Source organism: Kosakonia sp. CFBP8986, assembly GCF_034044935.1.
GTDB lineage: Bacteria > Pseudomonadota > Gammaproteobacteria > Enterobacterales > Enterobacteriaceae > Kosakonia > Kosakonia cowanii.
In genome coordinates this window covers 349,732-371,883 of the sequence record NZ_JAXCXB010000003.1, presented here as the reverse complement: position 1 = coordinate 371,883, position 22,152 = coordinate 349,732, and the positions used below count along the sequence as shown (strand labels likewise).

At 59.1% G+C, this 22,152-nt stretch carries 18 protein-coding genes; 10 read left to right on the top strand and 8 right to left on the bottom strand.

Annotated features, from left to right (window positions below; translation table 11 throughout):
• Positions 1-81: 81 nt before the first annotated feature.
• The gene (locus SOM48_RS08440; RefSeq protein WP_320511793.1) at positions 82-1,047 is read right to left on the bottom strand and encodes a helix-turn-helix transcriptional regulator; all 966 of its coding nucleotides are present in this window, start codon (positions 1,045-1,047) and stop codon (positions 82-84) included.
• A gap of 454 nt (positions 1,048-1,501) precedes the next feature.
• Here SOM48_RS08440 and SOM48_RS08435 point away from each other — a divergent pair, with 454 nt between their 5' ends.
• The 4 genes from SOM48_RS08435 (at position 1,502) to SOM48_RS08420 (ending at position 7,795) form a co-directional block, all read left to right on the top strand.
• Positions 1,502-2,077: a TetR/AcrR family transcriptional regulator gene (locus tag SOM48_RS08435; RefSeq protein WP_042714534.1), complete on the top strand. Its 576-nt coding sequence runs from the start codon at positions 1,502-1,504 to the stop codon at positions 2,075-2,077.
• 122 nt (positions 2,078-2,199) lie between these two features.
• A complete protein-coding gene (locus SOM48_RS08430; RefSeq protein WP_312200862.1) occupies positions 2,200-3,321 on the top strand; it encodes an efflux RND transporter periplasmic adaptor subunit in 1,122 nt (373 codons plus the stop codon).
• The gene (locus SOM48_RS08425) at positions 3,321-6,428 is read left to right on the top strand and encodes an efflux RND transporter permease subunit (RefSeq protein WP_320511792.1); all 3,108 of its coding nucleotides are present in this window, start codon (positions 3,321-3,323) and stop codon (positions 6,426-6,428) included. The genes SOM48_RS08430 and SOM48_RS08425 overlap by 1 nt, the downstream gene beginning before the upstream one ends.
• Before the next feature lie 2 nt (positions 6,429-6,430).
• Positions 6,431-7,795, top strand: coding sequence for an efflux transporter outer membrane subunit (locus SOM48_RS08420; protein ID WP_319551419.1), 1,365 nt, complete (start codon positions 6,431-6,433; stop codon positions 7,793-7,795).
• 19 nt (positions 7,796-7,814) lie between these two features.
• On the opposite strand, the gene SOM48_RS08415 is transcribed toward SOM48_RS08420, so the two are convergent.
• The 5 genes from SOM48_RS08415 to SOM48_RS08395 are packed head-to-tail and all read right to left on the bottom strand — an operon-like array spanning position 7,815 to position 12,556.
• Positions 7,815-8,708, bottom strand: a complete 894-nt coding sequence (locus SOM48_RS08415) for a MurR/RpiR family transcriptional regulator (RefSeq protein ID WP_042714521.1) — start codon at positions 8,706-8,708, stop codon at positions 7,815-7,817.
• Between the two features lie 2 nt (positions 8,709-8,710).
• Positions 8,711-9,661, bottom strand: coding sequence for an iron-siderophore ABC transporter substrate-binding protein (locus SOM48_RS08410; RefSeq protein WP_320511791.1), 951 nt, complete (start codon positions 9,659-9,661; stop codon positions 8,711-8,713).
• A 14-nt stretch (positions 9,662-9,675) separates the two neighbouring features.
• Positions 9,676-10,728 carry a FecCD family ABC transporter permease gene (locus SOM48_RS08405; RefSeq protein WP_320511790.1) on the bottom strand — a complete coding sequence of 351 codons (1,053 nt, stop codon included), beginning with the start codon at positions 10,726-10,728 and terminating at the stop codon, positions 9,676-9,678.
• The gene (locus SOM48_RS08400; RefSeq protein ID WP_320511789.1) at positions 10,725-11,732 is read right to left on the bottom strand and encodes a FecCD family ABC transporter permease; all 1,008 of its coding nucleotides are present in this window, start codon (positions 11,730-11,732) and stop codon (positions 10,725-10,727) included. Before SOM48_RS08400 ends, SOM48_RS08405 begins: the two co-directional genes overlap by 4 nt.
• Positions 11,729-12,556, bottom strand: a complete 828-nt coding sequence (locus SOM48_RS08395; RefSeq protein WP_320511788.1) for an ABC transporter ATP-binding protein — start codon at positions 12,554-12,556, stop codon at positions 11,729-11,731. The genes SOM48_RS08400 and SOM48_RS08395 overlap by 4 nt, the downstream gene beginning before the upstream one ends.
• Before the next feature lie 437 nt (positions 12,557-12,993).
• On the opposite strand from SOM48_RS08395, the gene SOM48_RS08390 reads away from it, so the two are divergent.
• From SOM48_RS08390 to SOM48_RS08365, 6 genes are all read left to right on the top strand, one after another.
• Entirely contained in the window at positions 12,994-15,138 is a 2,145-nt protein-coding gene (locus SOM48_RS08390) for a TonB-dependent siderophore receptor (protein ID WP_313275586.1), read from the top strand.
• A 415-nt stretch (positions 15,139-15,553) separates the two neighbouring features.
• On the top strand, positions 15,554-16,426 hold the full coding sequence (locus tag SOM48_RS08385; protein ID WP_076768957.1) for a carbohydrate ABC transporter permease: 873 nt from the start codon (positions 15,554-15,556) through the stop codon (positions 16,424-16,426).
• A complete protein-coding gene (locus SOM48_RS08380) occupies positions 16,416-17,303 on the top strand; it encodes a carbohydrate ABC transporter permease (RefSeq protein ID WP_139568600.1) in 888 nt (295 codons plus the stop codon). The genes SOM48_RS08385 and SOM48_RS08380 overlap by 11 nt, the downstream gene beginning before the upstream one ends.
• A gap of 11 nt (positions 17,304-17,314) precedes the next feature.
• Positions 17,315-18,139, top strand: coding sequence for a phosphodiesterase (locus SOM48_RS08375; protein ID WP_320511787.1), 825 nt, complete (start codon positions 17,315-17,317; stop codon positions 18,137-18,139).
• A gap of 4 nt (positions 18,140-18,143) precedes the next feature.
• Positions 18,144-19,217, top strand: a complete 1,074-nt coding sequence (locus SOM48_RS08370) for an ABC transporter ATP-binding protein (RefSeq protein ID WP_312120718.1) — start codon at positions 18,144-18,146, stop codon at positions 19,215-19,217.
• Positions 19,210-20,520: an ABC transporter substrate-binding protein gene (locus SOM48_RS08365; RefSeq protein WP_320511786.1), complete on the top strand. Its 1,311-nt coding sequence runs from the start codon at positions 19,210-19,212 to the stop codon at positions 20,518-20,520. The genes SOM48_RS08370 and SOM48_RS08365 overlap by 8 nt, the downstream gene beginning before the upstream one ends.
• A 52-nt stretch (positions 20,521-20,572) precedes the next feature.
• Here SOM48_RS08365 and SOM48_RS08360 read toward each other — a convergent pair whose 3' ends face one another.
• Positions 20,573-21,037: a hypothetical protein gene (locus SOM48_RS08360; protein WP_313354264.1), complete on the bottom strand. Its 465-nt coding sequence runs from the start codon at positions 21,035-21,037 to the stop codon at positions 20,573-20,575.
• Between the two features lie 42 nt (positions 21,038-21,079).
• Complete coding sequence (locus SOM48_RS08355; RefSeq protein WP_320511785.1) at positions 21,080-22,117, bottom strand: hypothetical protein; 1,038 nt, start codon at positions 22,115-22,117, stop codon at positions 21,080-21,082.
• Between the last annotated feature and the right edge of the window lie 35 nt (positions 22,118-22,152).

Here is a 22,152-nt window from a genome sequence, read left to right as displayed (position 1 = left end):
TTTGGATTCGCCAATAGCTATGCGCAATGACAATTCACATATGCGCGGTGACAAAATGGCGTGCAGGGCGAGAGAAAAGGTCTACGGGGAGGCGATCGGCTGTCGCGCTTCACTCGGCGCGATGCCATACCGGCGACGAAAAGCGGTAGAAAAGTTGGTGGCGTGTTGATAGCCCGACATCCAGGCCGCTTGCTGCACGCTGTAACCCTGGGCGAGGTAGCGCCGCGCCAGCGCCAGGCGGCAGTCGCGCAGATAGTCAAACACCGAGTGGCCATACGCCTGGCGGAACTTCACCCGCAGGCTGCTGGTGCTCATCGCCGCCAGTTGCGCCAGCGCGGTCAGGGTGTACTCTTTTTCCGGCTGCTGCTCGAGCAAGCGGCGCACCGACTCAAGCCGTTGCCCCTCACCGCCGCAGGCGCGCGTACAGCGCTCCACGCCCGCCATCCGCTGTGACAGCGCGTGCCCGACCAGTTGCAGCATCACCCCTTCAAGGATCAGTTCGCGCGAAAGTGCGGGCAGCGTTGAAATCTGGCTCTGTTGTAAACCGGCGAGCAGAAACTCGGGCACCTGCCATAAAAAGGTTGGCGCGCCGTGCGACTCCCACTGCTCCAGCAGCGCGGTAAGCAGCGGCGAGCGCTGGCAGCTGGCCGGATCGACGCCGAGCGACAGCGTGCGCAGGGAGTTATCCGCCAGATGACGAGCGTTCATCACTTGCTGCTCGCTCAGGCGCGAGGTAAAGGCCATGCCGGAGCGGACGATAAACTCCTCGCCGTTGAGGCGCAGCATTACGCTGCCTTCCAGCACCACCAGCATATAGAGCGGGCAGCTGTGCAGGGAGGTGGTTTCATAGGGTTGCAGAACGCGAATGTCGGATCGGGTCAGGTTCAGGCCGCTGGAGAAGCGCATCTCCTGCACATCGCCCTGGATCACGATGCGTCGCTCTTCGCTCAGCGAGCGGCAAGAAGCCAGCGCCGGAAAACTGTAATCAATGCCGTAGCGCTCGCCAAAGCCGATAAAATCTTCAACGGAAAAGTCTCTTTTTTGCATAACCGGCAGCCGTTCGCTCTCGATCAAACCCAGGCCCCACGCCGGGCGAAACGGCCTACACCTTACCATCCGCACCCGGCTGCTTCAATGCTATTGAGAACGATTCTCATAAAACAGATCCGTGGGCGTAGCGGGCATCATGGGCAAGAATTGCTCACCCTGTCGGCCTATAACGGCAAATAAGAGTGCCTCCTTTATATCAGGCAATATCACTCTGCCGGGGGCATGTTTATCTCTTTGCAACCTCTCACATTGCCATCACATTGGCTCCGCACTTTCACGCTAATATATCCCTCAATCTTTCCTGCTTATTTTTTCTTTATTTCTCCACATTATGAAATTTCGTAAAACGGACCTATTTATAAATAAAATATTTACCCAAAAAACATAATTTCAATTAATGTACACCGTAATGAGAATGTTCATTCTCATCCTTATTTAACCGGGGGTCGCGATGTCGCAAAAAGCACTACAGGAGCAACGCCATCAGCAGCGTAAAGACGAGATCATTGCGGCTGCCCGGCGGCGTTTTCGCATCAGTGGCTTTCATGCCGCCAGCATGTCGCAAATCGCCCTCGAAGCGCAGCTGAGCGTCGGTCAGATTTACCGCTACTTCATCAATAAAGACGCCATTATTGAAGAGATGATTTGCCGCATTATCGACTACCGCATCGCCGAAATGGAGAGCAAAGCCGAGACTACGCATCTGCCGGAAATGCTGGCCTGGCGGCACACGCTCAGCCCGGATGACGATGCGTTAATGCTGGAGATGTCCGCTGAAGCGACGCGCAACCCGCAGGTGCAGGCGATGATGATTGAAGCCGATGCCCGCATGTTTACTACCGCCTGCCAGCACTTGCACAACAGCCACCCTCACCTGTCGCAAGAGCGCATACGGTGCTGCGTGGAATTATTGGCAGTGTTAATGGAAGGCAGCACATTTCGCCGCCTGACTCCGCAAAAATGCGACCCGGCACAATTACAGCAGCTTTATCAGGAAATTACCGCGATGTTATTTGCGAAGAAATAAGAAGCCGTAGATGAAAAAGCGGCGGCGCTATTTCTGACGCCGCAGAAATAACCTATTTACTCGCCTGCTCCACACTCCTGTTAATCAAAACGGGCAGGTTCGCTCATGCCAGGAAAACTGAAATGAAGTTAATAAAAACAACCATGTTGGCCGCGATCGCCCTTGTCGGTTGCGATAACGCCACGCCACCTGCACAACGCCCGCCCCAGGAAGTGGGGATTGTCACCTTAAAAAGCCAGCCGCTGGACGTTACCAGTCAGCTTACCGGGCGCATATCCGCCACGCAGTCGGCAGAGGTTCGCCCTCAGGTGGGTGGCATCATTCAAAAACGGCTGTTTACGGAGGGCGATACGGTAAAGGCCGGGCAGGCGCTTTACCAGATCGACCCTTCCAGCTATCGCGCCGCCTTTGATGAAGCCAGTGCGGCACTGAAACAGGCGCAGGCACTGGTCGTTTCCGACTGCCAGAAAGCCACGCGCTATGCGCAACTGGTGAAAGAGGATGGTGTTTCGCGCCAGGATGCGGATGATGCGCAATCCACCTGCGCGCAGGACAAAGCCAGCGTGGCGTCGAAAAAAGCCGCGCTGGAGAGTGCGCACATCAATCTCAACTGGACCACCATTAGCGCACCGATTGGCGGACGCATCGGCATCTCCTCCGTCACGCCCGGCGCGCTGGTGACGGCTGAGCAAACCACTGCGCTCGCCACGATTCGCGGGCTGGAGAGCATGTATGTTGATCTGACGCGATCCAGCGTCGATCTGCTGCGCCTGCGCAAGCAAGCGCTCGCCAGCGACAACAATACGCTGGGGGTGACGTTAACGCTTGAAGATGGCAGCACCTACAGCGAAAAAGGCCGCCTGGCGTTGACGGAGGTATCCGTTGATGAGTCCACCGGATCCGTTACGTTACGCGCGATCTTCCCGAACCCGCAGCACCAGCTGTTACCGGGAATGTTTGTCCGTGCGCGCGTCGATGAAGGGGTAATGTCTGATGCCATTCTCGCACCGCAGCAGGGAATTACGCGCGATGCAAAAGGCAATGCCGTCGCGCTGGTGGTGAATGCGCAGAACAAAGTAGAGCAGCGTACGGTTGAAACCGGCGACACTTACGGCGACAAATGGCTGGTGGTAAAAGGCCTCGCCAGCGGCGATAGGCTCATTGTGGAAGGCAGCGACAAAGTGAGTGCTGGCGCAACGGTGAAAGCGGTGCAGGTGCAAGAGACTGAAGGAGGGAAAGCCTGATGTTCTCGCGCTTTTTTGTCCGCCGCCCGGTCTTTGCCTGGGTTATCGCCATTCTTATCATGATGGCCGGTATTCTGGCGATCCGCTCACTGCCCGTGGCCCAGTACCCGGATGTCGCCCCACCTGCTGTCAAAATCACCGCCACCTATACTGGCGCATCGGCGCAGACGCTGGAAAACAGCGTCACCCAGGTGATTGAACAACAGCTCACCGGGCTGGATAACCTGCTCTACTTCACCTCCACCAGCAGCTCCGACGGCCAGGCGACCATCACAGTCACGTTTGAGCAGGGCACCGACCCGGATACCGCGCAGGTTCAGGTGCAGAATAAAGTCCAGCAGGCGGAGTCGCGCCTGCCAACGGAAGTCACGCAATCGGGCGTCACGGTAGTGAAATCTCAAAGCAACTTCTTGTTGATTATGGGGTTGTACGATAAGACTGACCGCGCCAGCAGTTCTGATATTGCCGACTGGCTGGTGAGCAACATGCAGGATTCGCTGGCGCGCGTGAACGGTGTCGGCAGCCTGCAAGTCTTCGGCGGTGAATACGCGATGCGTATCTGGCTGGATGCAGACAAGCTCAAATCCTTCTCGCTGATGCCGTCTGATGTGCAATCGGCCATCGAAGCGCAGAACATCCAGGTCTCCGCCGGTAAAATCGGCGCCCTGCCCGCGTCCGATAAACAGCAGTTAACCGCCACCGTGCGCGCCCAGTCGCGCCTGCAAACCGTGGCACAGTTTCGCGACATCATCGTCAAAAGTGAAACGGACGGTGCCGTGGTGCGCGTTAAGGATGTGGCGCGCGTCGAGATGGGCAGCGAAGACTACAGCGCCCAGGCAAAGCTGAACGGCCACCCGGCGGCGGGTCTGGCGGTGATGCTGGCACCCGGCGCGAATGCGCTGGACACCGCCACGCTGGTCAAAAACAAGATTAATGAGTACCGCAACAACATGCCGCAGGGCTACGACGTGGCCTACCCGAAAGACAGCACCGATTTTATTAAGATCTCCATTGAAGATGTGGTGAATACGTTAATCGAAGCCATCATTCTGGTGGTCTGCGTCATGTATCTGTTTTTGCAAAATATCCGCGCCACGTTGATCCCGGCACTGGCGGTGCCGGTGGTGCTGCTCGGCACCTTTGGCGTGCTGGCGCTGTTTGGTTACTCGATCAATACCCTAACGCTGTTTGCCATGGTGCTGGCGATAGGGCTTTTGGTGGATGATGCGATTGTGGTGGTGGAAAACGTCGAGCGCATTATGCGCGACGAAGGTTTGCCTGCCCGCGAAGCGACGGAGAAGTCGATGGGCGAAATCTCCGGCGCGCTGGTGGCCATCGCGCTGGTGTTGTCTGCCGTATTTCTGCCAATGTCCTTCTTTGGCGGCTCGACCGGGGTAATTTACCGCCAGTTCTCCGTCACCATTATTTCAGCGATGGTGCTCTCGGTGGTGGTCGCGCTGACGCTCACCCCGGCGCTGTGCGGTGCAGTGTTAAAACAGAGCGCGCCCCATAAAAAGGGCTTCTTCGGCGCCTTTAACCGCTTTTACAACAACACGGAACAGAAATATCAGCACGGCGTATTGCGTGTGCTGCGCCGCGCGCTATCCGTGCTGGGAATCTATGCCGTGCTGTGCGGCGCGATGGCGCTGGTGATGTGGCGCTTGCCGGGCAGCTTCCTGCCGACGGAGGATCAGGGCTCGATTATGGTGCAGTTCACCCTGCCCGCCGGGGCCACGGCAACGCGTACCGATGTGGTGGCGAAAAAGGTCACGGAGTGGTTCCTCAACAATGAAAAAGCCAATACCGATGCCATTTTTACCGTTACCGGTTTTAGCTTTAGCGGCAGCGGGCAGAATGCAGGGATGGCCTTCGTCTCGTTGAAAAACTGGTCTGAACGCGACGGTGCGCAGAACACCGCCCAGGCGATTGCCCAGCGCGCCAGCCAGCAGTTAGCCACGATCCGCGACGCCACCATTTTTGCGATGACGCCACCGTCGGTTGATGGCCTCGGCCAGAGCAACGGTTTTACCTTTGAGCTGCTCGCTAGCGGCAGCACCGATCGCGATCGGCTGCTCACGCTGCGTAACCAGTTGCTGGCCAATGCCAATCAGCGTGCTGAGTTGCAGGCGGTTCGCGCCAACGATCTGCCGCAGATGCCGCAGTTGCAGGTCGATATCGACAGCAACAAAGCTGTGGCGCTGGGGCTCTCCCTGAGCGATGTGAGCGATACGCTCTCCAGCGCCTGGGGCGGCACCTACGTCAATGACTTTACCGATCGCGGCCGGGTGAAAAAGGTCTATATCCAGGGCGATAGCGACTTCCGCGCGTCCCCTTCCGACCTGCAAAAATGGTACGTGCGCGGCAGCGATAACAGCATGACGCCGTTTTCAGCCTTTGCCACCACCCGCTGGGAGTACGGCCCGGAGAGCCTGGTGCGTTACAACGGTTCGGCGGCGTATGAAATTCAGGGCGAGAATGCCAGCGGCTTTAGCTCCGGCGCGGCAATGACCGAAATGGAACACCTCGCCGATAATCTGCCCGCCGGGACCACCTGGGCGTGGAGCGGACTGTCATTGCAGGAGAAACTCGCCAGCGGCCAAGCGATGAGCCTCTACGCCATCTCCATCATGGTGGTGTTTTTGTGCCTTGCCGCGCTGTATGAAAGCTGGTCGGTGCCGATCTCGGTGATTTTAGTTATCCCGCTCGGCCTGCTCGGTGCGGCGCTGGCGGCATGGATGCGCGGGCTAAGCAACGACGTTTACTTCCAGGTCGCGCTGCTCACCACCATCGGTTTGTCGTCGAAAAACGCCATATTGATTGTTGAATTCGCCGAAGCCGCGGTGCAGGAGGGCCAGTCGCTCTCACGCGCGGCCCTGCGCGCTGCACGTACCCGCTTGCGCCCAATCATGATGACCTCGCTGGCGTTTATAGCCGGGGTCGCGCCGCTGGCGATTGCCACCGGGGCGGGGGCCAACAGCCGCATCGCCATCGGTACCGGCATTATCGGCGGCACGCTGACGGCAACACTGCTGGCGATTTTCTTTGTTCCCCTTTTCTTTGTGCTGGTGAAAAAACTCGTCACCGGTAAACGCGCGCGTCAGGAGTAATTATGTTGCGTATAAGTGTTCTGTTTCTTGCCCTGCTGAGCGCTGGCTGTGTCTCCCTCGATCCGACTTATCAGCGCCCGCAGGCTCCGGTTCCGGCTACCTTGCCGGGCAGCAGCGGCCAGGCGCAGGCCGTCGCCACAGAGTGGCAGCAGATTGTGAATGATGGTCGCCTGAAACAGGTGGTCAGCAATGCGCTGACGCAAAACCGCGATGTCCAAAAAGCGATTGCCGATATCGACGCGGCGCGCGCGCTTTATGCTGAAGATCGCGCCGCGCTCTTCCCGACGGTGAACGCCGAACTAAGTAACACCCGTAGCCGCACCGTGGCGGGCGGGCTCACCAGCAGCGCGGAAGCCGACGGCGCGGTCTCCAGCTTTGAACTCGATCTCTTTGGCCGCAATCAGAGCCTCGCCCGCGCCGAGCGTGAAACCTGGCTTGCCAGTGAATATACCGCGCAAAATACCCGGCTGAGCCTGGTGGGGGAAATCACTACCGCCTGGGTGACGCTGGCGGCAGATAACAGCAACCTTGCCCTCGCCAGGCAGACGATGGAGAGCGCGCAAAACTCGCTGAACATTGCCAAACGCAGGCAGGCAATCGGCGTCGCGGCCGCAGGGGATACCGCGCAAGCGATGGCGGTATTTCAGCAGGCGCGCGCCAGCGTTGCCAGCTATCAGACGCAAGTGATGCAGGATAAAAACGCGCTCAACCTGCTGGCGGGCGAGACGGTGCCGGAATCGCTGTTGCCGGGCACGCTGGAGAGCCTGGCAGATAACAGCATTACGCTGACTCCTGCGGGCGTCTCCTCCTCCGTGCTGCTGCGCCGCCCAGATATTCAGGAAGCGGAGCATAATCTGAAAAGCGCGAATGCCAATATCGGCGCCGCGCGGGCAAACTTCTTCCCCACTATTTCACTCACCGCCAGCGCGGGCGTTGGCAGTAGCTCACTTTCGTCCCTCTTCAGCCATGGCATGAAGGTGTGGTCATTTGCGCCGTCCATCACGCTGCCGCTCTTTACCGGTGGGAAAAATATGGCGCAGTTGCGCTACGCCGAGGCGGAGAAAAAGGGGCTTATTGCCACCTATGAGAAGACAATTCAGAGCGCGTTTAAAGATGTTGCCGATGCGCTGGCGCGCCGCGAAACGCTCACCGAGCAACTGGATGCTCAGCGTGAATATGTCGCAGCCGAGCAAAAAGCGCTGGATATCGCCCAGCGCCAGTACAAGGCGGGAACCGGCGATTATCTCTCGGTTCTAACAGCCCAGCGCTCGCTCTGGTCGGCTCAGGAATCATTGATTTCACTGCAACAAACCGACCTGCAAAACCGCATCACGCTCTGGCAATCCCTCGGCGGCGGCGTCAGCTAATCTTGCGGGTTGGCTGACCTCACCCCTTTTTCCCGCCCGGCTTTAAACCCCGGTGAAACTCATTGATGCGTTTCACCGTTTTAATCGCCCGCTGCGAATTGGCTGACGCTACCGACAGCACAATCATCTCCAGGCAGAGCAACACCGTGCCGTGCAGCGGGATTTTGCCTTTCTCGCCGCCGCGCGGGACATGGATCACCACATCCGCTTGCTGGCTGAAGCGCGAGTCGACGGCGTTGGTCAGCAGGATCACCGGAATGCCGAGCCGCCGCGCCTCTTTCAGCGTGGTCAGCCCTTCGCGGTGCGCCGATTTCTGCGCCATCATCACCAGCACATCGCCGCGCTGTAGCCCAATCAGCTGCTCGGAGAGCGCGATGCCGGTGCGGTTAAGTTCAATAGCGGGTAAGCCGATGCGGTTGAAAAGCCGCGCACTGTACTCCGCCAGGATCCCCGATGCGCCAATGCCGAAAATCGCTACCTGGCGGGCGTCGACCAGCAGAGCCACTGCCTGCGCAATGGCGTAACGGTTGGCGGGCGCGGAGAGCACCTCGCAGGTGTGCTGATGCCCTTCGAGGACAAAATCGATACCTGAATTGACGTCGCAGGCGAGCGCATTCACCGTGGTGCTCATCTTCTCAGCCGACGACGCCGCCGGGCCAAACCACTGCTCCAGCGTCTGCTTCAGATCGCGCAACCCGGCAAAGCCCAGCGCCTGAATCGCCCGCACCACGGTGGCATCAGAGGTGTGGGTGGCGGCAGCAATCTCCATCGCCGTCTGCTCCAGCACCGCTTCGCGATGATCGTGGATATAACGCGCCACCGCCTGCAAACGCGGTGACAGTGTCTGCACCCGCGCGCGAAAACGCTCGCCGTAGACATCGACGCGGCTTCTGGCCCGCTTTGCGTTCTGCATGTTCACTTCCCTTGTTGCGGCAGCGGTCGCCCGGCAATCTGCGACTGCACCTGCGCCACCATCAGGCTTAACGAGGCAAAGGAGTTAGAGATCGCCTCTTCCCGTGAAATCAGTACATAGCGCCCGTTGTGACAGGCAGTGAGGAAATCGCACCAGCCGGGCATCACCGCGTCCATGGCAGCCATCTCATCCTGCGGCGTGCCGCCGGTATCGCCGCGCCATGTCGCAAAGACAAAGTCCGCATCCAGCTCCGGTAGCCGCTCGGCGCTGACATCCATCCGCCCGCCTTCAGGAATGCTGTCGATAAGCGGCGGGAAGCGAAAACCGGCATCCCGCAGCACGCGGCCCAGCGAGTGGTAGCTGTGTAAGACGTTGATTTTGCCGTTGTTGGCCTGGATAACCGACACCGTTATCTTGCGGGTATCAATGGTCTTTTTCAGCGCCGCAATCTGCTCCTGATAGCGCCGCATCAGGATCGCCAGCCGCGCCTGCGTGCCGGTCAGCTGCGCCAGCTTGCGGTAGATCTCCGGTGCGCCGCCCTGCAGATGATCGATGCTCACCGTGGGCGCGATCTTCGCCAGTTGCTCCACTGGCGTGTTGCGGCTTGGCTCGGTAATGATCAAATCGGGTTTTGCTGCTGCAACGGCTTCCATATCGATATCGGCGGAGCCAATAAAGCGGATGTCAGAGTTATCAAAGTCGACGCCGGTTAACAGCGCGCCGGAGCGTAAAACGTGGCGACCATCCGCCTGCGTGCGCCCGTGGCTGGCGACCGGCGGCACGCCAAGCTCAATCAGCGGAATGGTGATATCAAGATCGTGCAGCGAGACAATGCGTTTCGGGTGCTGCGGTACCTTGACCACGCGCCCTAAATCGTCGGTGAAAGTCTGCGTTGGCTCTGCGGCCGCGGCGGCGAAACCGGCCAGCAGCAGCAGGGAGAAGAGGATGCGCATAGAACTCCTTAAGGTTACAAGCGATCGCGCCGCTGCCAGAGCAGCAACAGGAAAAAGGGGCCGCCCACCAGCGCAATCACAATCCCGGCGGGAAGTTGCAGTGGCGCAAACGCCAGCCGCCCAATCGTATCGGCAGCCAGCACCAGCAAACCACCGAGCAGTGCGCTGCCCCACAGCAGCGCGCGCTCGCCGCCGCGCAGCAGAAAGCGCGCCATATGTGGGGCGATCAGCCCGACAAAGCCGAGGCTGCCGACGCAGGAGACGCTGGCTGCGGTCAGCAACACCGGCGCGAACACCCGCAGGCCGTTAAGCAGCATCAGCCGCACGCCCAGCCCGGTTGCTGCCTGGTTGCCGAGCTGCGCGACATCCGCCGCGCGGGCGGTGAGCAGCAAAATAAGCGCCGCAGGCAGCGCCCAGCAGAGCGCCACACCCAGCAGCGGCCAGCTGGCAGCCTGTAAACTGCCCGCCAGCCACAGCATCGCGGTCTGTACGTCGCGCACGTCGGCGGTGGTCATAAAGAGGCCGATACCGGCGGCGAAAGTCCAGGAGAGGCCAATACCCAGCAGCACAAAGCGCGGTCGGGAGACATCCCGCGCCAGCGCGATCACCAGCCCGGCGGCAAGCAGGCCGCCCGCCATTCCCGCCAGCGGGCGCCAGACAACGCTCACCGCCGGAAAGCTGAACACCAGCGTTAACACCGCAACGCTGGCCCCCTCTTTCACGCCAATTAAGCCCGGATCCGCCAGCCCATTGCGCGTCATGGATTGCATCGCCGCGCCCGCCATGCCGAGCATCGCTCCGCAGAGCAGCGCCATGCAGAGCCGCGGCAGGCGCAGATCCCACACCACATAGTGCTGCTCGCCGCTGAGCATCTGCGGCATAAACAGCGCCCGGGCAAGGCTTGATGTCGGCACGGGCAGCGATCCGTGCGAAACGCCGAACAGCAGTAGCCCCAGCGCCAGCAGCAGCAGGCCGCTTAGCCACAGCAGCGCGCGCGGGCGCAGCAGGCGGGAGAAGCCGCCGATCCGAAGCGCACGCAGCCCGGCACGATGCAGTTGGTGGCTCATTTGAAGAACCTCGCCGCCAGCAGCATAAACAGCGGCGCGCCGACCAGCGCAGTCATCACCCCGGTTGCCAGCTCCTGCGGCGACAGCAGCGTACGCGCGGCGATATCCGCCAGCAGCAGCAGCGCCGCGCCTCCAAAGGCGGAAAGTGGGATCACCACGCGCAGATCGCTCCCCGCCAGACGGCGCACCATATGCGGCACCACCAGCCCGACAAACCCGACAGGCCCGGCAATGGCCACCGCCGCGCCGCACAGCAGCGCAATGGCGAGTAAGGAGAGCAGGCGAATGCGCGCCAGCGAAACACCAAGGCCGCGCGCCAGCGTATCGCCGAGCGCCAGCATATTCAGTGCTGGTGCCAGCCCAATCGCCAACCCGAAGCCAGCGGTGGCAGCCATCGCCGCAGGGGTGATTTGCGCCCAGCTTAGCCCGGCAAGATCGCCCGCCAGCCAGGTGCGCATGCTCAGCAAGGTCTGCTCATCAAGGATCAGGATCGCGGCGGTGATTGACGAGGCAAAGGCCGACAGCGCCACGCCGCAGAGCGTCACCTTCATCGGCGTGAAGCCAGCGCGCCCGGCCGAACAGAGCAGCATCACCAGGGAAAAAAGTAGGGCTGCGCCGGTGGCGGCAATCAGCGGGCGGCTCACGGCGACATCGCCCACCGTGATGCCAAGCGCGGTAGTTGCCACCACCGCCAGCGCGGCACCGGCATTCAACCCAAGGATGTGCGGCTCGCCTAAGGGGTTGCGAATAACCGACTGCAAGAGTGCCCCGGCCACGCCCAACGCGCCGCCGGTAAAGATCGCGGCGACAAGACGCAGCAAACGCAAGCTGATGATCACCCGGTGATCGAAATTGTGCGGATCAAAGGCGATCAGCGCCTGTACCACCGTCGGCGGTGCGATGTAGCGCGCGCCAAGTCCCAGGTGGGCAATGGCCGCCATCATCACTAATGCCAGCAGGCCAAGCGCGGCGATGCTCACGCGGGCAGAGTGACGAATGATCATGCGCCGCTACCGCCTGGTTTGCGAAAGGGCATAAAGAAGGGCTTGCCGGTCAACGGGTTAACCGACATCTGTACCTCGACATCAAACACGCGTTTGATCAGCTCCGGCGTGCAGGCTTCGCCTTCGTTGATCACCCCCTGCAAACGTCCCTGCTTGAGGAAGATCAGCGTGTCGGCGTAGTTCACCGCGAAGTTAAGATCGTGCAGCACCACAATCACCGTGCGGCCATGATCGCGGGTTAAAGTATGTAGCAGTTCAAGGATCTCCACCTGATAGCGAAGATCGAGGAAGGTGGTTGGTTCATCAAGTAGGATCACCGGCGTTTGCTGCGCCAGCGCCATCGCAATCCAGCAGCGCTGCCGCTGGCCGCCGGAGAGGCTATCCACGGGCTGATGGGCAAACCCGGCGGTGCCGGTCATTTCCAGCGCCTGCTGCACCGCGTTTTCATCCTCTTGCGACCACTGGCGCATAAAGCTCTGCCAGGGAAAACGCCCGCGCGAGACCAGCTCAAACACCGTCAGCCCTTCCGGCACAACCGGCGATTGCGGCAAGATGCCCAACTGGCGGGAGACGGCTTTTGTCGGCTGCTGATGAATCGCTTTGCCATCCAGCAACACGCTGCCGCCCAGCGGTTTCAGCATGCGGGCAATGGTGCTGAGCAGAGTGGATTTCCCGGAGCCGTTTGCGCCCACCAGCACACTCATTTTGCCGAGGGGAATGGTCAGGCTGATCTCATCGACAATTATCTGCTTGTGATAGCCCGCCGACAGGCGGTCGAGCACGATACCTTGCCCGCTTTCAGGTTGTTCCACGTGTTGTGGCATGTTGACTCCTGCGCCGCAACAGCGTGGCTACCCGCGCGTGCGTTAGCATCAAATAAAAATAAATCTCATTCTCTTTTGAAATTTTGCAGTTTGCTACTGTAGTAGTCAAGTATCCTAATCAGCTAGTTCACTTAGCCGCTCTGGCAGATTGCGTCCGCATATTTGAAAAATAGAATGAGCCATTAAGTTATTTATTTTTAATAAGTTAATTAACTAAACCTACTGCACAAACTGCCCTCTTACCGCTGCGCTTCTTCTGTAGTGAATATCTCACTTTTATCATTTACTACTACATAAGCCCATGATTGAATGATTATCAATTACAAATCCGAAGCCGCACACTACGGCTAACGGATACGCTTTATCCACCAGCAATAACCATAAAAAAACGTTCACGCCTGCCGGTAACGCAGGCACGCTTCGGGAAAGAAGAAGACATGGCAGATTTAACGGGTTGTTATTCCGGGCAAAAAGGGCGCGCGCGCCTCTCTGCGCTCATTTTAGGCGCGCTCGTTTCACCACTCACGCACGCCGCAGATAACAAAGAGGGCGACACCGTAACGGTAGTGGCAGATGCCGCCGCCGATAAACCGGCCACCTCCGGGTATCAGCCGCTCAGCTCCTCCACCGCCACCCTGACCTCGATGCCGCTGCTGGATATTCCGCAAGTGGTGAATACCGTCAGCGACCAGGTTCTGGAAGATCAACACGCCACTACGCTTGATGAAGCGCTCTACAACGTCAGCAACGTTGTGCAGACCAACACGCTCGGCGGCACGCAGGATGCGTTTGTGCGCCGCGGTTTTGGTGCCAACCGCGACGGCTCGGTGATGACCAACGGCCTGCGCACCGTGGTGCCGCGCAGTTTTAACGCCGATGTCTCCAGGGTGGAAGTGCTGAAAGGCCCGGCCTCAACGCTGTATGGCATTCTCGATCCCGGCGGGCTTATCAACGTGGTGACCAAACGCCCGGAAACCACCTTTGGTGGCTCCGTTTCCGCCACCTCCAGCAGCTTTGGCGGCGGCACCGGTGAGTTTGACGTTACCGGCCCGATCGAGGGCACGCGGCTGGCCTGGCGCTTGATCGGCGAATACCAGAACGAAGATTACTGGCGTAATTTCGGCAAGCAGAAAAGCACCTTTATCGCCCCTTCGCTGAGCTGGTTTGGCGATAACGCCACGATCAACGTGCTCTACTCCCATCGTGATTATCAGATGCCGTTCGATCGCGGCACGATCTTCGATCTTGCGACCAAACAGCCGGTCAATGTCGACCGTAAAACCCGTTTTGATGAGCCGTTTAATATTACTGACGGTGAATCTGACATCGCGCAGCTCAACGCTGAATACCGCTTTAACAGCCAGTGGACCGGAAAGCTGGAGTACGGTTTCAGCCAGGATAAATACAGCGATAACCAGTCGCGGGTGATGGCCTATAACGCTGCCACCGGCGGGCTGACGCGCCGGGTGGATGCCACGCAGGGATCGACCCAGCGCATGCACACCACGCGCGCCGATCTGCAGGGCAACGTGACGCTCGGTGGCTTTTATAACGAGATCCTCACCGGCGTCGCGTATGAAAATTACGATCTGCTGCGCACCGATATGATCCGCTGTAAGAACGTGAAAGATTTCAACATCTACAACCCGAGCTACGGTCGTGCGAGCAAATGTACAACCGTCTCGGCCTCCGACAGCGATCAGCGCATCCAGCAAGAGAGCTACTCGGCGTATGCCCAGGATGCGCTCTATCTGACGGACAACTGGATCGCCGTCGCCGGGATGCGCTACCAGTATTACACCCAGTATGCGGGCAAAGGGCGGCCGTTTAAGGTCAACACCGACAGCAGCGATGAGCAGTGGACGCCAAAATTTGGCCTCGTCTACAAAGTCACACCGTCGATCTCGCTGTTCGGTAACGTGGCAAAAGCCTTTATGCCGCAGTCGTCAATTGCCAGCTATATCGGCGACCTGCCGCCAGAAACGTCGACTTCCTATGAAGTGGGTGCCAAATTCGACCTCTTCGACGGTGTTACCGCCAATATCACGGCGTTTGATATTCACAAACGCAACGTGCTGTATAACGAAATCGTCGGCGATGAGACGGTAGCGAAAACCGCCGGGCGCGTGCGCTCCCAGGGCGTTGAGATGGATGTGGCAGGTGCGCTGACGCCGAATATGAATGTGATCGCCAGCTACAGCTATACCGCAGCGAAAGTGCTGGAAGATCCGGACTACGCCGGGAAACCGCTGCCGAACGTGCCGCGTCACACCGGTTCGCTGTTCCTGACCTATGACATTCACAATGTTTACGCCGGTAATACGCTGACCCTTGGCGGCGGTGGGCACGGCGTCAGCCGCCGCTCGGCCACCAACGGCGCGGATTATTATCTGCCTGGCTATGTCGTCGCGGACGCCTTTGCCGCTTACAAAATGCAGCTGCGCTACCCGGTGACGCTGCAGCTGAACCTGAAAAACCTGTTTGATAAGACCTATTACACCTCATCGATGGGCACCAATAATTTGGGTAACCAGATTGGCGATCCGCGTGAAGTGCAGTTCACGGTGAAGATGGATTTTTAAGGTTTAACCGGTAACCCTTCTGCATTGCCCGATGGCGCTTACGCTTATCGGGCCTACGCGTTGAACCCTCGCTTTTCGTAGGCCGGGTAAGGCGCAGCCGCCACCCGGCATCTCCTCTGCATTGCCCGATGGCGCTTCGCTTATCGGGCCTACGCGTTGAACCCTCGCTTTTCGTAGGCCGGGTAAGGCGCAGCCGCCACCCGGCACCTCCCCTGCATTGCCCGATGGCGCTTACGCTTATCGGGCCTACGTGTTGATGCCTCGCTTTTCGTAGGCCGGGTAAGGCGCAGCCGCCACCCGGCACCTCCCCCGTACCGCCGGTTCATTAAACAGTCACCTGCACGCCATGCTTTTGCAGCATTGGTTTCACACAATGCCCGCTTTCGAAACCCGTGACGTTTTTTTTCAGGCAACTATGAAAAAGTACTGGCTTCCCTGGCTTATTCTCTCGCCGTCGCTGCTGTTCCTGGCGCTGTTCACCTACTTTCCCCTGCTGCGCTCGGTCTACGACAGCCTGTTTGATACGCGCATGGCGAGCGACAACCCGCCGTTTGTTGGCGCGGCTAACTTTACGCGCCTGCTGGAGGACAGCGTCTTCTGGCAATCGCTGCTCAATAACCTGCTCTATATCCTGCTGACGGTGATCCCGGGCGTCACGCTGGCGCTGCTGCTGGCCGTCGCGCTGTGGGAAAACCACCGCGTCAACCGCTGGCTGCGCACCGCTTTTTTCTTCCCGATGATTATCCCGATGGTCAGCGCGGCTGCGCTGTGGCTGTTTATCTTTATGCCTGGCCTCGGCATGCTCGATCACTACCTGGCCACCCTTTTTGGCCCGATGAATAACAACTGGCTCGGTCGCAGCAACAGCGCGCTGTTTGCGCTGGCGCTGATTGGCGTATGGAAATTCGCTGGCTACTACATGCTCTTCTTTCTCGCCGGCTTGCAGGGTATTCCGGCTTCCACGCGCGAAGCGGCGGTGATGGAGGGCGCAACGCCGACCCAGGTTTTCTTCAAAGTGACGCTGCCGCTGCTGCGTCCGACCCTGAGCTTTGTGCTCACCACGGCGCTGATCTACTCCGTAACGCAGATCGATCACGTTGCGGTGATGACTCACGGCGGGCCGGACAACGCCACCACCGTGCTGCTCTACTACATCCAGAATCTCGCCTGGGAGACGCACGATCTCGGTAAAGCGTCGGCGGCCACCTTTTTAACGCTGGTCGGCCTGTTCATCTTTTCGCTGGTTAACCTGAAATTACTGGAAAGAGGAGCGCACTATGAGCGTTGAGATCTCGCCTGCCCTCAATTCGACGGCTGCCGTTGCCCGCCCGCGCTGGCTGCGCCTGCGCCACTCCCGTTCGTTTACCCTCGCGCTGCTGATGAGCTGCCTGGCGCTGCTGTGGGTCAGCCCGTTTATCTGGATGCTCTCGTCCGCTTTCAGTACCACCACCTTCGGCGAAGAGATGGCCTCAATTCTGCCGCGCTTCCCGCTAACGCTGGATAACTTCCGCGAGGCGTGGAACAGCGCCGACTGGCTGAGCCTCTATGGCAACACGCTGATTTTCGCCTTCGGCACCTTCTTCGTGCAGCTTTTTACTATCACTACCGCCGGGTATGTCTTCGCCTGCCATGAGTTTCGCGGCAAGCAGACGCTGTTCGTCCTCTTTCTGGTGCAGCTGATGATCATGCCGGTGGTGATGATGATCCCCAATATGCTGACGCTGAAAACCTTCGGCCTGCTCAACACCTTAACCGGCGTGATGATGCCCTACTTCACCTCGGCGTTTGGCGTGTTCCTGATGCGCCAGGCCTTTCTCGCCATCCCGAAAGAGATCGAAGAGGCGGCGCTAATGGAGGGCTGCCGCTGGTGGCAGGTGCTGTTCCGCGTGATGTTGCCGATGTCCTGGCCGTCGCTGCTCGCCTTCGCCACCGTCAGCATTACCTATCACTGGAACGAGTATTTATGGCCGCTAATGATGCTCAACGATCCCGATAAACAGGTACTGACGGTCGGGCTGGTCTCCTTCGCCATGGGCGCGGAGTCCGGCGGGCAGTGGGGGGTGATCAGCGCCGGAACGCTGATGGTCTGCCTGCCGCTGATGATTGCCTTTATCGCGTTTCAGAAACAGTTTCTTCGAAGCTTTGGCTTCTCCGGCATTAAATAAGGAGTGCAGTGATGTTTTTAGCGCAAATTTCCGACACCCACTTTCGCAGCCAGCATGAGAAGCTGTACGGGTTTATTGACGTCAATGCCGGTAACGCCGATGTGGTGTGCCAGCTAAACGCCCTGCGCGAACGTCCGGACGCGGTGGTCGTCAGCGGCGATATCGTCAACTGCGGCCAGCCTGCGGAGTACCGCGTGGCGCGCCAGGTGCTCGGCAGCCTCGACTATCCACTGTTTGTCATTCCCGGCAATCACGACGACAAAGCGCACTTTCTTGAGTATATGCACCCGCTCTGCCCGCAGCTGGGCAGCGATCCGCACAATATGCGTTACGCGATTGATGAGTTCCCCACTCGCCTGCTGTTTATTGACTCCAGCCTCGCCGGGGAGTCAAAAGGCTGGCTGACACCGGAGACGCTGAACTGGCTGGAGGCGCAGCTTACACAGAGCAAAGATCGGCCTACCGCGCTCTTTATGCACCACCCGCCGCTGCCGCTCGGCAATGCGCAGATGGATCGTATCGCCTGTGAAAACGGCCATCTGCTGTTAAAGCTGATTGAGCGTTTCCCGGCGCTGACGCGCATCTTCTGCGGCCATAACCACAGCCTGACCATGACCCAGTATCGCCAGGCGACGATTGCCACTATTCCCGCCACCGTCCACCAGGTGCCGTACTGCCACGAAGATACCCGCCCCTATTACGATATGTCACCGCCCGCCTGCCTGATGCACCGCCAGGTCGGCGAGCAGTGGGTCAGCTATCTGCATTCACTTTCTCACTACCCCGGCCCATGGCTCTACAACCCACAGATCAGCTGCCCGGTGGATGAGCGCTAAAACCATGTTAAGACTCAATCAGGTTAGTAAAAGCTTTGAGGGCAACGCGGCGCTGAATGCGGTCTCTCTGGAGATTGCCGACGGCGAATTTGTGGTGCTGGTCGGCCCGTCCGGCTGCGGTAAAAGCACGCTACTGCGGCTGATCGCCGGATTAGAGAGCGTCAGCAGCGGGGAGATCTGGCTCGATAACCAGCAGATCACGACCCTTTCGCCGCGCGATCGCAACTTTGCGATGATCTTTCAGAACTACGCCCTCTTCCCGCATCTTTCCGTGCGCGACAACATCACCTTCGGCATGAAGGTGCGCAATGAGGAGCGAGCAAGCTGGCAACCACGGCTGGAGCGCGTGGCGCAGATGCTGGAACTCGATACGCTGCTGGAGAGAAAACCGGCGAAGCTCTCCGGCGGCCAGCGACAGCGCGTGGCGATGGCGCGCGCCATCGTGCGCAACCCGAAGCTCTTTTTGATGGATGAACCGCTCTCCAACCTCGATGCCCGCCTGCGCAGCGACGTGCGCGACAGCATTATGGCTATGCACCAGCAGTTACAGATAAGCACCATCTACGTCACCCACGATCAGACCGAAGCGATGTCGATGGCCGACCGCATCGTGGTGATGAATGGCGGGCATGTGCAGCAGGTGGGCCGCCCGGAAGAGCTCTATGCGCACCCGGTGAATCTGTTTGTCGCTGGCTTTATCGGCTCACCGGCGATGAACCTGCAACGGTTGCCCTGCGCCGGGGGCGATGTGTTGCTGGGCGAGCAGCGCCTGCTGCTGCCGGCTCACGCCCGTCATCATGTTGAGGTGTGGCTCGGCATTCGCCCGGAACATATCTCTGATGTGCCAGAAGCAGGCAATCTGATGCTGCCTGCCACCGTCACCCAGCGCGAACTGATGGGCGCTGATTACCAGCTGCATGTCACCACGCCCATCGGCAACCTGCGCTATATCCGCCGTCACCGGGGTGATGTTCCCAACAAAGGGGACACGCTCAGCGTCGGTTTTTCACCGTTTGATTGCCACCTTTTTGCTGCCGATACGCAGCGTAATTTACACCAGGAGAGAGACCATGCATAAGTTAATGCGAGCGCTTACTTACGGCATAACCCTTGCGGTAAGCGCCAGTGCGGCGGCGCAGGAGAAGATCGACTTTATGTTTCCGGCACCGGTCGACGGCAAGCTGACGATGGAGATGACGCGCATCATCAAAGCCTTCAACGACTCGCAAAAAGAGGTTGAGGTACGCGGCATTTTTACCGGCAACTACGACACCACCAAAATGAAAGCCGAGTCCGCGCAGAAGGCGGGCCAGCCGCCTGCGCTGGTGATCATGTCCGCCAACTTCACTACCGATCTGGCGTTAAAAGATGAAATCCTGCCGATGGATGAGCTATTCAAATATGGCGATAAAAAAGCGGGCGATTTCCTGCAAAGCGCCTTCTGGCCTGCGATGCAGAAGAATGCGCAGGTGATGGGCGTAACCTATGCCATCCCGTTCCACAACTCGACGCCAATCCTCTACTACAACAAAACGCTGTTTGCGCAGGCGGGCATCACACAACCGCCACAGGACTGGAAAACGCTACTGGAGGATGCGAAAAAGCTGACGGACCAGAGCAAAGGCCAGTGGGGCATTATGCTCCCCTCCACCAACGACGATTACGGCGGCTGGATCTTCTCCTCGCTGGTACGCGCCAACGGCGGCAACTACTTCAATGAGAACTTCCCCGGCGAGGTCTATTACAACGCGCCGACCACCATTGGCGCGCTGCGCTTCTGGCAGGATCTGATCTACAAAGAGAAAGTGATGCCCTCCGGCGTGCTGAACTCAAAACAGATCAGCGCCGCCTTCTTCTCCGGCAAGGTGGGGATGACGATGCTGAGCACCGGCGCGCTTGGCTTTATGCGTGAGAACAGCAAAGGGTTTGAGCTGGGCGTGGCGATGATGCCTGCCCAGCTGCAGCGCGCGGTGCCGATTGGCGGTGCCAGCCTGGTGAGCTTTAAAGGCATCTCAGACGCGCAGAAAAAAGCGGCTTATCAGTTTATGACCTACCTCATCAGCCCGGAGGTGAACGGCGCGTGGAGCCGCTTTACCGGCTACTTCTCGCCGCTGAAAGCAACCTACGACACGCCGGAGATGAAGGCTTATCTCAAGCAGGATCCGCGCGCGGCGATTGCGCTGGAGCAGTTGCAGTATGCGCACCCGTGGTACTCCACTTATGAAACCGTCGCCGTGCGCAAAGCGATGGAGAACCAGCTCGCCGCGGTGGTGAACGATGAGAAAGTGACGCCGGAAGCGGCGGCCGCCGCCGCACAAAAAGAGGCGGATACGCTGATGAAGCCGTATGTCGATAAAACGGCGCTACAGCCGGTGAAATAGGGAATGTGTAGCCCCGCAGGGAGGCGGGGCAGATTTATCCAGTAAGCACTCACTAACGTAGCAGTATCATGCTTACCGTCGCCTGGCGGGTTTGCGCATCGTAATAGAGTGAAAAGGTATCTGCTGCAGGGTCGCCGGGTTTTCGCCACTCTTCTGCACTGGTTATCGGATGCGGATCGCGCTCATAGCCGAGGGTTTGAATGTACTGCCGCAGCGCCTCGACGCTCTCTTTGCTGGCGTTCTCGAAAATAATGCTGTTGATGGAGGGATAACCGTCACCATTATGAAATTCCAGATGATACGTCGTGGTGATACGAGGAGCCTGTGCAATCGCCTTTTCAGTCAATGTGTTGTAATCCCAAAGATTACGCTCGGTGTAGACCGTCGTTTCCCCCAGCCCGGAGAGCATCAGCCAGAGCAGAAAGAAGAGCACCAGCGCGAGTGAAACCACAAACAGGCTGCCCCACTTCACTATGCGGAAGATTAACGCGGTGGCTGCGTGGGGCTTGTGTATCATTATTTTTTATCCTGCACCGTAGTTTGACTCGCCGCTCTTTTCCTACTCTTCGCGCGCCATAATCTTTTCGATAAACGCATCAAGCTGGTGGCGTTGCAGATAGGTTTTCACCTGACGCTCCCAGCCGGAGCCATCACCGAGCACCGCGCGGCTGTGCGTCGGGGCATAGAGATAACGCGTGTCGTAGAGGTTCATCAGTGACTGGTTCATCGCATCGATATTGGCCGGCATTTTCTTGCTCTTCTCCTGCTGGATAGCCAGCGAACGCAGCACTTTTTCACGCGATGCTTCATTGGGCGTCCACGACTGCTCACTCAGTTCGCTCAGCACCAGGAACTGCGGCTGATACTCTTCTGCCAGCGCGGCCTGTAACCGGTCGTGGCCGTCGAGGATGACGAACGACGCCAGCCCGGCGATATACCACACCAGAATTGGCGGCAGCGCGTTTTCGCGGCACTTCTTGCGCCACCACTTCACGCGGCCGGACTCGGCATCCACCGGATAGCGGCTGAGCAGCAGATGACCGCCCCACCACCAGTCAACCCACTTCACCTTCTCCGGATTTTGCAGATCGGGAAAATCTTCGCTGTAGAGCGACCAGTTCACGCCAATATAGGTGCTGTGGTCGGGCGTCTCAAAACGCCACTCTTCGCGCGGCACTTTGCGGTCACAAACATAGGGTGCCTTCGGCTTTGCCGCCAGCATCGGGCGCAGCAGCCAGCGGCGCGGCGGCAACAGTGGAACGGGCGCTTCCATCAATTCACGGGCAAAGTAGCGGCACCAGTGGCTGATCCAGTTCTCTTCGCCCGCCCGTTTAGCGCTTTCTACGTCCGCCGAACTGATGGCAGGCAGCAGCAGATCCTGGCCGGGGTGATCGGCGTTAAACACCAGCCAGACGCCGGAGTGGTCGTTTAGCATCGTCGCCCAGAAAAGGGGTTCGCCATCGACCTGCAGCGCCATGCGGCCGTTGTTGCCGCTCTGCATCTCCATCGCCTGACCGTTGCCTTCGCGCACCACCAGTTCCAGCCCCTGCCAGCGATCCTGACGGTCATGCAGATCTTTCCACCAGTACTCACTCATCCTCTTCTCCTTACGTCGTGACCCGCAGAGTGTAA